Consider the following 12,947-nt stretch of genomic DNA (forward strand, 5'->3'; position numbering starts at 1 on the left):
AGTGATTGCCATCGACAAGATGCCCCATTATTGCGATGTAATCATCCAGCGGACGCACGTAGCCGGCTTCGCAGAAGGTCCGCTCGGCACCTGCGTGTACTCCGTGGCGTGATCTCGCAATTGCGCTCTTATTTAAGCGGAAAAGGGCTAGGCCCAACGCTGATCAAGGCCGTCACCGGTAGTGCGGGGTTACGTATCGCCGGTATGGGCTTCGGCTTTCTGGTGGGCGTGCAGTTGGCACGGGGGCTGGGAGCAGAAGGTTATGGGATCTACGGCATCGCGATGTCCATCCTCGCTCTACTCACGGTGCCCACCGAATTTGGCCTGCCCATGCTGTTGACGCGTGAGGTTGCAGCTGCCCAAGTCAAGCAGGACTGGGCACGGATGAAGGGGATTCTGCATTGGTCGTCGCGGATGTCCTTCATGATTTCGATCATCATCGGGGCTGGGGTGATTGCTTGGTTGTGCTTCTCCGGGCAGGGGCTGTCGACGGCTCTCGGACTGACCTTGCTCGCCGGAATGCTTATGGTGCCCGTGGTTGCGCAGCTTTCACTGCGCTCTGCGGCCCTCCGGGGTCTTCAGCAGATCGTCCGGGGGCAGATACCGGTGGTGCTGATGCGACCGATGTTCCATTCGCTATTGCTGTTTTTGACAGGCCTGTGGCTTGTACCGATGTCGCCTGCGATGGCGATGTTGCTCGGTGTCGGCGCTGCCGGCGCCGCGCTTCTCATCGCCGTCTACATGCTTCGGCGCAGGCTTCCCCAAGAGTCGGTCTGCGCGGCGCCGGTTGTGGACGCCAGTCGCTGGCTGGTAGATGCGTTGCCCATGGCTCTGACGGAAGGTATGCGGTTGTTGCAGGCCCACCTGCTGATCCTGCTGTTGGGCGTTACGGTGCTTATGACTGAGGTTGGCATCTATCGAGTCGCCAGTTCTCTCGTGCTTTTGATCGCCATGCCGATCAGTCTTTTCAATATCGTCAGCATGCCTGTGATTGCTCGCTTGCATGCAGCGGGAGAAACGCGTCGTTTGAAACGGATGCTTGGGTTTGTCTCAGGCGGCATGACTGCAGGGGTGATAATGCTATCCCTGCCATTCGCAGTCGCCGGCGAAGATATCATTTCTCTGCTCTTTGGGCATGAGTATGAAAGTGCGAATAGCGTGTTGTTGGTGCTGTGCGGTGGGATGTTAGTTAATGCTTTGCTAGGCGCTGCTGCACCTGTCCTCAACATGACAGGACATCAGTCACGAGTAACTCGTGCCTCCTTGTTTGCGCTCGTGCTAATGGCCATTTGCGCAGTGCCCCTCATCCATGTCTTTGGCATCTTGGGCGCTGCCTTCTCCCATCTTGTCTCATTTGCTTTGTGGCATCTGTTGATGTGGCGGGACTGCATCGCTCGTCTGTCCTACAACACCAGCATCTTTGCGCTGCAGCGTGATGGGGGCCAATCGGCATGAGCGTCGCAAATGTTAGCTGGGTAGCAGTGCTATTGCCTGATCTGCGGCCTGGAGGGGCAGAGGGGATGCGCGTGAAGATGGCCTACGAGTGGATCGCACGAGGTTGCGATGTTGAGTTTGTTCTGCGACAGGCCAGTGGAGAGCTGTTTCATCAGCTTCCAGATCGCGTCAGTGTGGTGGACTTTGGGGCCAGTCGCGTGAGGCGATCTTTTGGCCCTTTATTGCGCTACCTGCGCGACGCGCGTCCGGACGTCCTGCTTGTTGCCATGTGGCCGCTGACCGCAATCGCCCCGCTGGCGGCGAAACTGGCGGGGTTTCGTGGTCGAGTTGTCGTCAGCGAACACTCCGCGCAATCGCTTGCCTATCGCCACAAGGGGCGGGTTCATTCGTCGGCTCTTCGTGTCAGCACGTGGCTTGGGTATCGGCTCGCAGATGTCCGCATTGGCGTGTCGTCAGGCGTGGCGGACGACATGGCCAGTCTGTCCCGCATGTCCAGGGAGGCGATAACGGTTCAGTACAACCCGGCAGCGCGGGGGCTGGCGCATCCCGGAGTGTCAGTGCTGCCACCCGAACTGGAGGGTGTATCGAGCCCACGGATACTGGCTGTGGGCACCCTCAAGGCAGTCAAGCGGTTCGACGTCGCGATCGAGGCCTTTGCGCGCCTGCCTGCTTCATTGGGTGCAACGCTGTGCATCGTCGGCGAAGGGCAGGAGCGCCAAGCGTTGCAAGCGAAGATCGACGCGTTTGGGGTGAATGGTCGCGTTCTGCTGCTCGGGTACAGGGCAGACACGGCGCCTTGGTACGCGAACGCGGATCTGTTCGTGCTTTCGTCCGACTACGAAGGCTTTGGGAACGTGATCGTCGAAGCGCTGGAACACGGCGTGCCGGTAGTCAGCACCGACTGCCCCTCCGGCCCCCGCGAAATCCTCGAAGACGGCAAGTACGGACGGCTGGTGCTGGTGGGTGATGCGGACGCATTGGCCAGCGCGATGCTGGAGTCGCTGCAGTCGCAGCACGACCATGCCGCGCTGAAGGCGCGCGCACAGGATTTCGCCGTGGACAAGGTGGCAGACCAGTACCTGGATCTGCTGCTGCCCGGCTGGCGCGAGGCAAGCAGCAAAGCATGAAGTCGGCCGCACTCTACATCTCGTACACCGGCATGTTGGAGCCCCTGGGGCAGTCGCAGGTACTGGCTTATCAGGAGCGTTTGGCGACGGATCGCACCATCCATCTCATCAGCTTCGAGCGCAAGGAGGACTGGGCGGACTCCGCTGAGCGGGAGGCCATCGCGGGGCGCATGCGCCGTGCAGGCATCCGCTGGCATCCCCTGCGCTACCACAAGCGGCCTTCGGCGATCGCCACCCTGTGGGATATTCTGTGCGGGGGCGTGCTGGCGACCTGGCTGGGGGTGCGTCACCGCATCGGCATCGTGCATGCGCGCAGCTACGTGGCCTCGGTGATGGCGTTGCCCGTGAAGCGGTTCGCCGGGGCCACGTTCGTGTTCGACATGCGCGGGTTCTGGGCCGACGAGCGGGTCGACGGGGGGCTGTGGCCCCGCGGTGGCCGGATGTATCGCGTGGCCAAATGGTTCGAGCGCAGCTTCCTGCTCAATGCGGACCATGTTGTCTCGCTGACCCATGCCGGGGTTCGGGAAATGAAGGCTTTCAGCTATCTGCAGGGGCGGGTGCCACCGATGACCGTGATCCCCACCTGCGCCGATCTTGAGCGCTTCCGGCCCTTGCCCCGGCCGGGTGGCGGAGATGCGCCGTTCACACTGGGCTATGTGGGTTCGGCGGGTACCTGGTACCTGTTTGATGAGGTCGTAGCCTGCTTCTCCGAGCTGCGCCGGATTCGCCCAGATGCGCGTTTGCTTGTAATCAACCGGAACGAGCACGCTTACATCCGTGAGCGTCTTGACGCTGGTGGCGTAAGTCTTGATCAAGTAGAGATCAGGGCTGCGGATCATTCCGAAGTTCCTGAATGCATTGTCCGAATGGATGCCGGGATATTCTTCATCAAGCCCGTTTTTTCAAAGCAGGCCTCGGCCCCGACAAAGCTGGGTGAGTTCCTTGGTTGCGGCGTTCCCTGTCTTTCCAACCGGGGGGTGGGTGACATGGCCCAGGTTTTGGAGGGCGATGAGGTGGGGGTGGCACTGGCGGACTTCGATCCAGCTTCGCTGCAGGAGGGTATTGCCCGTTTGCTGGTCCTGACAGAGCAGCCGGACATCGTCGAGCGCTGTAATCGTTCAGCCGTAAGACATTTCTCCCTGAATGAAGGCGTTGCCCGATACGGGCGCGTCTATCGGTCACTGGAAGAAGCAGGGTGATGCGGCTGTTGATGCTCCCCCGCTACGACGCTCTTGGCGCCAGCAGCCGGCTGAGGACGCTGCAGTACGTGCCGTTGCTGCAGGCGCAGGGCGTAGCCATTACCGTGACCCCCCTGCTCGGCGATGGCTACGTGTCTGATCTGTATTCGGGGAAGGTGGCGGCCACGAAAGTGGCTCGTTCCTACCTGCGGCGTTTCGGTAGGCTGGTTTCCGCACGGGGCTTCGACGCGATCTGGGTCGAGAAGGAATTCTGGCCCTGGCTGCCCGGGTGGTTAGAGCATATTCCGGTACCAAGACAGCCGGCCCTGATCGCGGATTATGATGACGCCGTGTTTCATCGCTACGACAACCATCGTTCTTCACTGGTGCGGAGCTTGCTGGGCAGCAAGATCGATACGGTCATGCGCCGGGCTGATTTGGTGACGGCAGGCAATGACTATCTCGCCGAACGTGCGCGATCATCGGGGGGCAAGCGTGTGGCATGGCTGCCCACCGTCGTGGACCTGGATCGCTATGTCATGAAGCCAACGGCACGGGATCCGGGTACGGTCACGATCGGCTGGATTGGCTCTCCCTCCACGGCCGAGTACCTGTTGCCGCTGGCGCCCGTCATGGAGACTTTGGCCCGGCGACATCGCATCCGGTGCGTGGCGATCGGTGCGCGTCCTGACCAGGTGCAAGGGACGCCTTTCGAGGCTTGGGAGTGGCGTGAGGATACGGAGGCGGCGTTGCTGCGCGAGCTGGATATCGGCGTGATGCCACTTCCGGACGCGCCATGGGAGCGCGGGAAGTGTGGTTACAAGTTGATCCAGTACATGGCCTGCGGCCTTCCGGTTGTGGCCTCTCCCGTGGGTGTCAACACGACTATCGTGCAGCCCGGTCTCAATGGGGCGCTAGCGGTTTCCACCGACGAATGGGTGGAAGCGCTTGAACGTATGGTTGAGGAACCGAGGCTTCGCGATGAGCTGGGCAAAGCGGGGCGTAGACAGGTCGAACAGGTTTATTCGTTACAGGCACAGGCACCCCGCTTATTGGGCATGCTGCGCGAAACCGTAGCCGGGAAGCGTCCCTGATGTTCGGCTATTGGTTCATGTTCATGCTAGTGGCGTGGGCCGTGGTGGTGCCGCGGAGGCTTCTTGAGCGGGACCGACTAATTGCGTGGTCTGCGGTAGGAGTCCTGTTCACTCTGATGATTGGGCTGAGGCATGAGGTAGGCGGCGATTGGAGTTCCTACCTTCGTCATTTCGAGATCGCCTCGAATATGCATCTCATGGAGGCCATGGGGCGAAGCGATCCCGGTCATTACGTCGTCAACTGGGTTGTCGCCAGGTTGGGGGGGAACATTTACTGGGTCAATCTCCTCTACGGCGCGGTGATGATGTGGGGCGCGGTGGTCTTTTGTCGGCGCCAGCCGTGGCCCTGGTTGGCATTGCTGGTGGCGGTTCCGTACATGCTCGTTGTGGTGGGCATGGGCTACAGCCGGCAGGCAGTGGCACTGGGCTTCGCGCTGCTGGGCCTGGTGGCGTTAAGCGAGCACCGCACGCGGATGTTCGTGGTCATGATCGTACTGGGAGCGCTGTTCCATAAATCTGCGGTGCTGTTGCTGCCGATCGCTGCATTGGCAAGCAGCCGAAATCGCTTGCTCACCGCGGGTTTGGTGGGTGCCACCTTTCTGGTGATGTTTTACTTGCTGGTATCCGAAGACGCGGACCATCTGTGGACTCATTATGTGGAGTACCAGCGACACTCCGAAGGCGCGAAAATCCGTGTGCTGATGAATGCGATCCCCGCCGGGTTGTTGTTGCTGCGCAACAAGCAATTGGCCCCGGATCCGCAGGAACGCAAACTGTGGACCTGGATCGCGTTGTTCGCCTTGCTCTGTCTTCTAATGGTGTCCTTCGCTACCACCGCAGTGGATCGGGTGGCTCTGTACTTAATCCCCATCCAACTATTCGTGTTCTCGCGTGTCCCCAAACTCGCCGGCAGCGACGTTCGCCTGCGCACCTTGTTGGTGCTGGGCGTGATTGCTTACTACGCAGCGGTGCTGTTCGTCTGGCTCAATTTCGCCAGTCACTCAGACACCTGGTTGCCGTATCAGTTTGTGCCTTTTGTTTGAGACCGCGGGTGTGCCAATGCATCTGCGGAAGCATTGCATGCCTGCGGAACGCGGATCGACTTCACGCTGGCAGCCATCAGTTTTGGAAGGAGTGTGTAATTTCATGAAGAAGACTTGGCTTGTTACCGGTGGAGCTGGTTTCATCGGTGCCAACTTCGTGCTCGAGGCCGTCGCTGCGGGCGTGCGCGTCATCAACCTCGACGCGCTCACCTACGCCGGCAATCTCGACACCCTGTCGTCGCTGGCTGGCAATCCGGACCATGTGTTCGTCCACGGTGACATCGGCGATCGTGCGCTCGTCGGGCGTCTGCTGGCCGAGTACCGACCCGACGCGGTAGTCAACTTCGCCGCCGAAAGCCATGTGGACCGTTCGATCGACGGCCCGGCTGCCTTCGTACAGACGAACGTCGTCGGCCAGCTGGCATTGCTAGAGGCGGTGCGTGACTACTGGAGGGCGCTGGAAGGCGAGGCGAAGGAAGCTTTCCGTTTCCTGCATGTGTCTACCGACGAGGTCTACGGCACCTTGGGCGATAGCGGCCTGTTCACCGAGACCACTCCGTATGCGCCAAACTCGCCGTATTCGGCTTCGAAAGCTGCCTCCGACCACCTGGTGCGAGCCTTCCACCACACCTACGGGCTGCCGGTGCTGACCACCAACTGCAGCAACAACTACGGGCCCTACCACTTCCCCGAGAAGCTGATTCCGCTGGTGATCGCCAAGGCGCTGGCCGGCGAGCCGCTGCCGATCTACGGCGATGGCAAGCAAGTGCGCGACTGGCTGTTCGTGACCGACCACTGCGAGGCGATTCGCACCGTGCTGGCAAAGGGCCGCGTCGGCGAAACCTACAACATCGGCGGCAACGCGGAAAAGCAGAACATTGAAGTGGTCAAGGCGATCTGCGCGCTGCTCGACGAACGCCGCCCGCGCGAGGACGGCAAGCCGCGCGAATCGCAGATTGAATTTGTGGCCGACCGCCCTGGTCATGACCGTCGCTATGCAATCGATGCCTCCAAGCTGCGCAATGAGCTGGGCTGGACGCCTGCGTACACCTTCGAGCGCGGTCTTGCCGAAACGGTGGATTGGTACCTCGACAACCAGCCATGGGTGCAGCGCGTGCTTGATGGCAGCTATCGGCTGGAACGGATCGGGGTGCAGGCATGACCGCACGGCGCGGGATCATCCTGGCGGGCGGCTCCGGTACCCGCTTGTATCCGATCACCCAGGCGATCAGCAAGCAGCTGCTGCCGGTGTACGACAAGCCGATGATCTATTACCCGCTGAGCGCGCTGATGCTTGCCGGGATCCGCGAGGTGCTGATCATCAACACGCCGCACGAGCAGGCGCTGTTCCAGCGGCTGCTCGGCGACGGCTCGCAGTGGGGCATGGATATTCGCTACGCGGTGCAGCCCAGTCCGGACGGCTTGGCGCAGGCGTACCTGATCGGTCGCGAGTTTGTGGACGGCAAGCCGAGTTGCCTGGTGCTTGGGGACAACATCTTCCACGGGCATGGCTTCACCGAGCTTCTCAAGCGCGCAGATGCGCGCGATCACGGCGCGACGGTATTTGGCTACTGGGTGCGTGACCCGGGGCGCTACGGCGTGGCCGAGTTCGATGCCACTGGTCGGGTGGTCGGACTTGAAGAGAAGCCGGCCAAGCCGAGGTCCAACTACGCGGTGACCGGCCTGTACTTCTATGACGGCCGGGCAAGTGAGTTCGCTGCCTCGCTCAAGCCCTCGGCGCGCGGCGAGCTTGAGATCACGGATCTCAATCGCTGCTATCTGGAAGAGGGCAGTCTGCATCTGGAGCAGCTGGGTCGCGGCTACGCGTGGCTCGATACCGGAACCCACGAGTCGCTGATGGAGGCATCGAGCTTCATCGAGACTGTGGAGGCGCGCCAGGGGCTGCGGGTGTGCTGTCCGGAGGAGATCGCCTGGAGCAACGGCTGGATCAGCTCCGAGGATCTTGAGCGCCTGGCCGAGCCACTTTCGAAGAACGGCTACGGGCAGTACCTGCTGTCCTTGGCAGGGCGCGGGGTTGTGCGATGAAGATCGTTGACACCGACCTGCCGGGTTGCTTTGTGATTGAGCCGCAGGTGTTTGGTGATGATCGCGGCTTCTTCTTCGAGTCGTTCAACGTTGAGAAGCTGGCGCTGCATGGGTTGGTGCCCCATTTCGTGCAGGGCAACGTGTCTTCGTCCTCGCGCGGCGTGCTGCGAGGGCTGCACTACCAGTGGCCAAACCCGCAGGGCAAGTACGTATCGGTGGTGGAAGGCGAGGTGTGGGACGTGGCGGTGGATATCCGCCGCGGTTCGCCAACCTTGGGTCGCTGGACCGCAGCGGTGTTGAGCGCGGAGAACAAGCGGCACTTCTGGATACCTGAAGGGTTCGCGCATGGCTTTGTAACGTTAAGTGAGCGCGCGGTGTTTACCTATCTCTGCACCGCTACCTACGACCCCAAGGCTGACGCGGCGATTGCCTGGAACGACCCGGGCCTGGCGATTGACTGGCCGGTTGGGGAGCCGACGCTGTCGACCAAGGACGCGGCCGCGCCATTGCTGGCCAACATTCCGGAGGAGCGCTTGCCGCTCTACGTTCCGTGAGGCTGCTGCTGCTCGGTGCGAATGGCCAGGTCGGTCATGCCCTCCGGCCCGAGCTGGCCGGACTGGGCAAGGTGGTATGCGCGACGCGAAGCGGCACGCTCCCGGACGGCTCGCACTGCGAGGTGGTCGATTTCGATCAGCTTGATACGCTGCATGGACTGGTCGAGCGCTGTGCCCCCGACGTTGTCGTTAACGCTGCCGCCTATACCGCAGTCGACCGTGCCGAGCAGGAGCCGGACATCGCATTCCGGGTCAATGCGGAGGCTCCGGGCGTCCTGGCCGAAGCGTGTGCCCGCCGGGGCGCGCTCCTGGTGCATTACTCGACGGACTACGTTTTTGATGGCAGTGGCACGCGACCGCGGCGCGAGGACGATGTCACCGGACCGCTGGGCGTGTACGGGGCCAGCAAGCTTGCCGGGGAAGATGCGATCCAGGGCGCCGGACCCCGCCATATCATTTTCCGCACGGCGTGGGTCTACGGCCCCCACGGCCACAACTTCCTTCGCACGATGCTGCGCCTGGGCGCTGAGCGTGATGAGCTCCGTGTCGTTTCCGACCAGATCGGCGCGCCAACACCTGCATCATTGATTGCGCATGTGACGGCGCAGGCACTGCGTGGTCCGCTTGATATGACGGGGGTCAGGCATCTGACCACCACCGGGCAGACCAGCTGGCATGGCTTCGCCACCGCGATCTTCGAAGGCGCGCTGGCGCGCGGATTGATCCCCAGCTTGCCGCGGGTAATTGCGGTTCCAACCAGCGAGTACCCGACTGCCGCAAAGCGTCCGGGTTACTCGGCCCTCGATGCGACTAGGATTCAGGCGGAACTAGGGATCACGCTGCCGACGTGGGAGGTGGCTCTTGCGGAGACGTTGGATCGGATGGTTGAGGCAGCTTAGCTGGTCGATAGCAATATTCGATGCCCCTCGTGGGAGCGCGCCATGCGCGCGAAGCCGCGTGAATCGCCCAGGGATTCCCGGGACGGTTCATTTCGGGTCCAATAAGGTAACCGGATGTTCTGGGGGCGGCAGGTTGAGAGTGTCGCGAATCCGTTGTTTGCCGGAAGCGGATTCCTCGTCGTTGTCCTGCGCTGGGGCGTCAAGAAACTCCAGGACCTCCTTGATTCGGGAATTATTGGTGGCAAGCGCAGTTTTGAATATTTCTTTGTGCGCGTCGATAAAATTCATGGCCGCGCCGCTGCCGCTTCGGATCGCAGGCATCAAGATCTTGCGAATGGTGGTATCCGGTCGCTGCGCAGATGGCAACTTGTCGAGCAGCCCAGGGTAGCTTTGAAGCACGGTATCAAAACCGGTTGGCGTCACGCTCGTTCTCTCAAGGCGCTCGAGCAGGTCCTCTGTCAAGCCGTCCCTATTGTTCGGCGGCAGCGCGTTGACGATGTCGTCCAGATCGGCTGGTGCAGAAACAATTCCTGAGATAGCTTCTAGGAAATGCTCTGTGATCGGATCGCGGAGTGATTCCGGGTTCAGAGTGATACCGGCGTCGCGAACGCGCTGACGCAGCAATTGAACCAAGGGACCATCGTCGCCAAGGGCTTTCCGCCAGGCCGATGCATCCTGGGCCGCAAGCTGGTTGTCGAGATCGGATAGAAAGCTTTGCCAGCCAGGCTCCGTGCGCCGGGAGGCTGCGATCACAAGGCCCAAGGGCAAGGAAGCAAGGTCGGCGATCACGAAATCCTTCGGCTTCCGTTTGTTGCCAACCTCGGCCAGAAATGCATCAACATCTTCCGACAGAAACTCGGTAATGAAATCGTAGTGTGCGATGACCGTTTTCGGCGGCGGTGCGGGATAGTTACCGCTCGCGACTGTCGCGGCGATGATTCGACGGAGCAATCCACTGTGACTTGATCCAGCAGCAGCACTAATCCAATGCGCGAGATGGCCGTAGTCCGTCGTGAGATCGACGAGAGCATTGAGCGTTCCGGCGTCGACCTCTCCGCTTTCGAATAGCTCAATTGCGTATGTTTGCGCCGTGGTGAGATTGCCGAAAGTATGACGTTGGAGGTTGGCTCGTGTGATCGGCTTCGCCCGGAAATGGTCAAGAATCATCCACAAGACCCCAGACCTCGCCTGAATAGCATCCTCGTCCATGGAGTCCCGGAGCTGGTAGAGGTCGTGGTACAGCGCGCCGTTGTTCACGAGCGCGCTGCGCGCCTTGAGCGATGAATCCTTCTTGTCACTATCCTCGTAGAACATGTTTAGGGTCTGGATATATGAGGACAGCTTGTTAGGTTCGCTGGAATATTGGCGGGATGTGAGATGTGATGCCAGTTTCAAGATGTACTTCTGAACTGCGTCATCGTCGACGAGGTGGCAGATTTCTGGCCAAGCATGGAGGAATCTATCGGGAGAATCGAGCAAAGCATCGTCGATGAAGGTCTGCAACGAGCCTTCGCCGCGTCCGGCACGCTTCAGTCTCGAAATACGCAGCTCCGTCGCGTCTTCGCCGCATGCCACGCCGACCAGGAACTGGAACCCCGTCGGGAACACAATGTCCTCGATACTGCGTATGGCTTCGCCCGGGCCGTGTAGCTTTTCAACAGCCGCATACATGCACGAAACGAAGCCACGCCAATGAAATCCGTGCTCGAACGTCCTCTCGCTTTCCTTATCCGGCAAGGATTTGGCGAGCCATCTTGCGAGTTCCAATGTGACTTTGGCGGCTTCCAATTTGTTGCACAATTGGTGCAGCGCCAGCAAATCGTGTGCTTTCTTCCACTCGTTGAACGGAGTGGGTCGCAGTTCTCTCAATGCATCGAGCAACTGGATTTTGCACTCTTGCGTGCTGGTCGCGTCCTTGTCCAGGCTCGCGAGGCGGCGTACCGCCTGTTTGAACTGGGTCAGGGAACTTCCCGCCCAACTCTGTGAAAAGTCCCGAAACACCTCGGGGAGCACGAGCGCAAACCCTGACGAGGATCTGACCTCTTCGAAGGCGTCGTCTTCGTCGGCAGTGAACGCCTGCTCGATTCTGTCGTGAAGGAGCACCTGCAAGGCGTGGTCCGGAACGATGTTGAATGTCAATGCAGCGAGGTTCTGGATCAGGTGCGGATCGTCTGCAAGCTCGCGGTAGCGGATCTCGATGCCGTCTTCCTGCCGCAGTATCGCCGGATCTATATCAATGTCGTCCTTCTTTGCCACGTACACTGCGATCGTAGGTAGATTGATCTGCGGGGTCCATTGCTCCCAGAGTGCCGCGATCGCATTGATGTAGGCAATGACCTGCCTGGGAGTAGCAATGCCGGAGTTATTCGAAAGGTCGAAAATTTTGTAGATCCGGTAAGAGAGGTTGCTGCTGAACTCCGTGTAGAAGGCCTCGGACAGTCTGGCGCTGAAGAAATCAGCGGCGTCGGACAATACTGGAGGGGCTACGAAGAAGATCGCGTCAAACGATTTTCGGAAAACATCCTCATGGCGGAGCGCAGGATTGGTGTCGTCGGATTTCATGGCGCGCAGAACATGCTGACGATCATAAGGGACGATAGCTGTCAACTTCTCTTTTGCGCCGCTATTTTTGTGACTTGCGCTGATGACTGCGCGGATATCTGACCAAGCCTCGACGATCTTGTCAGCCTGGAGCCGATCGATGTTGTCGAAAACGATGATTATTCTGCGGTCTTCCGTTTGGAACGACGATAGTATTTTATTTAGTGTCCGCTCAAACTCGTTTTGCGTCGGATCAACCTCGCGGATACTTTGCTTGATATCAACGATTTGGGAATCTTTTGAGAACACAGAAATAGTCTGTGAGAGCGCTTTGGTCAGAGTCAGTGGCTGGACACCGGGAGTGTCTTTTGAGTCTTTGTAAGTTTTAAACGCTAGGCGCACTGTTATCAACAACATGGCTGCCACGGCAATCATGGCGACGTATGAGATAACAGGAGCTCCCGCTGTATTATTCAGAGCAACCGGACTGAGCCATGCGTACAAAAGGGGCAGCGAGAGAAGGAACACCAGAGCCAATAGTCCGAAGGCACTGAACACCTTGGTATTCTCGGTCCGCGTTTCAACAGTTCGGTCGCGGATTCGGTTGCGCATCCTTTCAACGAAGTCGTGATCCGCGCCGTCGCTACCCTCGAGCCAGGTCAGAAAGCTTTCGAGGAACGCTCTGCGGAATGGCGTGTTCTGGTTGGTCCAGAGGTCGAAAGTGAATACGTGGTATCTGCGGCCATTGTCGACGTCGTCGAGGAATTTATTGGCGATTCCGAGTATGGTCGATTTGCCGGAGCCCCACCTGCCTTCGAGGCCGATGGATCGCACCTGATCACCGAACTTGAGAATGGTCGAAGCCAAGGATTCCGCAGTTCTGCGGTGACCGCCGCCGGAGAACTTGTCGTCTGTCGATGGATGGTCAAAGAGCAGCGTCCGCTGCATGGGATCTTGGGCTCTGTCGCGATTCTTGTCGTTCACCGAATACCTCCCCGTATTCTGTTGTT

At 60.0% G+C, this 12,947-nt stretch carries 10 protein-coding genes; 9 read left to right on the forward strand and 1 reads right to left on the reverse strand.

The features are described from left to right. The first annotated feature begins 108 nt into the window (after positions 1-108). The 9 genes from WCE59_RS05430 to rfbD all read left to right on the forward strand — a co-directional run bounded on the left by WCE59_RS05430 (position 109) and on the right by rfbD (position 9,396). Positions 109-1,455, forward strand: coding sequence for an oligosaccharide flippase family protein (locus WCE59_RS05430; RefSeq protein ID WP_343257716.1), 1,347 nt, complete (start codon positions 109-111; stop codon positions 1,453-1,455). Next, positions 1,452-2,582: a glycosyltransferase gene (locus WCE59_RS05435; protein ID WP_343257717.1), complete on the forward strand. Its 1,131-nt coding sequence runs from the start codon at positions 1,452-1,454 to the stop codon at positions 2,580-2,582. Before WCE59_RS05430 ends, WCE59_RS05435 begins: the two co-directional genes overlap by 4 nt. Then, entirely contained in the window at positions 2,579-3,781 is a 1,203-nt protein-coding gene (locus WCE59_RS05440) for a glycosyltransferase (protein WP_343257718.1), read from the forward strand. The genes WCE59_RS05435 and WCE59_RS05440 overlap by 4 nt, the downstream gene beginning before the upstream one ends. Then, positions 3,781-4,854 carry a glycosyltransferase family 4 protein gene (locus WCE59_RS05445; protein ID WP_343257719.1) on the forward strand — a complete coding sequence of 358 codons (1,074 nt, stop codon included), beginning with the start codon at positions 3,781-3,783 and terminating at the stop codon, positions 4,852-4,854. Before WCE59_RS05440 ends, WCE59_RS05445 begins: the two co-directional genes overlap by 1 nt. Next, a complete protein-coding gene (locus WCE59_RS05450) occupies positions 4,854-5,897 on the forward strand; it encodes an EpsG family protein (protein ID WP_343257720.1) in 1,044 nt (347 codons plus the stop codon). Before WCE59_RS05445 ends, WCE59_RS05450 begins: the two co-directional genes overlap by 1 nt. 103 nt (positions 5,898-6,000) lie before the next feature. Then, positions 6,001-7,059 (forward strand): dTDP-glucose 4,6-dehydratase, encoded by a 1,059-nt coding sequence (gene rfbB, locus WCE59_RS05455; RefSeq protein WP_343257721.1) that lies wholly within the window; start codon positions 6,001-6,003, stop codon positions 7,057-7,059. Then, a complete protein-coding gene (gene rfbA / locus WCE59_RS05460; RefSeq protein ID WP_343257722.1) occupies positions 7,056-7,943 on the forward strand; it encodes a glucose-1-phosphate thymidylyltransferase RfbA in 888 nt (295 codons plus the stop codon). The genes rfbB and rfbA overlap by 4 nt, the downstream gene beginning before the upstream one ends. Next, positions 7,940-8,497, forward strand: a complete 558-nt coding sequence (rfbC, locus tag WCE59_RS05465; protein ID WP_343257723.1) for a dTDP-4-dehydrorhamnose 3,5-epimerase — start codon at positions 7,940-7,942, stop codon at positions 8,495-8,497. The genes rfbA and rfbC overlap by 4 nt, the downstream gene beginning before the upstream one ends. After that, a complete protein-coding gene (gene rfbD / locus WCE59_RS05470; protein ID WP_343257724.1) occupies positions 8,494-9,396 on the forward strand; it encodes a dTDP-4-dehydrorhamnose reductase in 903 nt (300 codons plus the stop codon). The genes rfbC and rfbD overlap by 4 nt, the downstream gene beginning before the upstream one ends. Before the next feature lie 87 nt (positions 9,397-9,483). Here rfbD and WCE59_RS05475 read toward each other — a convergent pair whose 3' ends face one another. Continuing rightward, on the reverse strand, positions 9,484-12,921 hold the full coding sequence (locus WCE59_RS05475; protein ID WP_343257725.1) for a P-loop NTPase fold protein: 3,438 nt from the start codon (positions 12,919-12,921) through the stop codon (positions 9,484-9,486). Positions 12,922-12,947 lie beyond the last annotated feature (26 nt).

The organism is Luteimonas qiangzhengi (assembly GCF_039548515.1).
Lineage (GTDB): Bacteria > Pseudomonadota > Gammaproteobacteria > Xanthomonadales > Xanthomonadaceae > Luteimonas.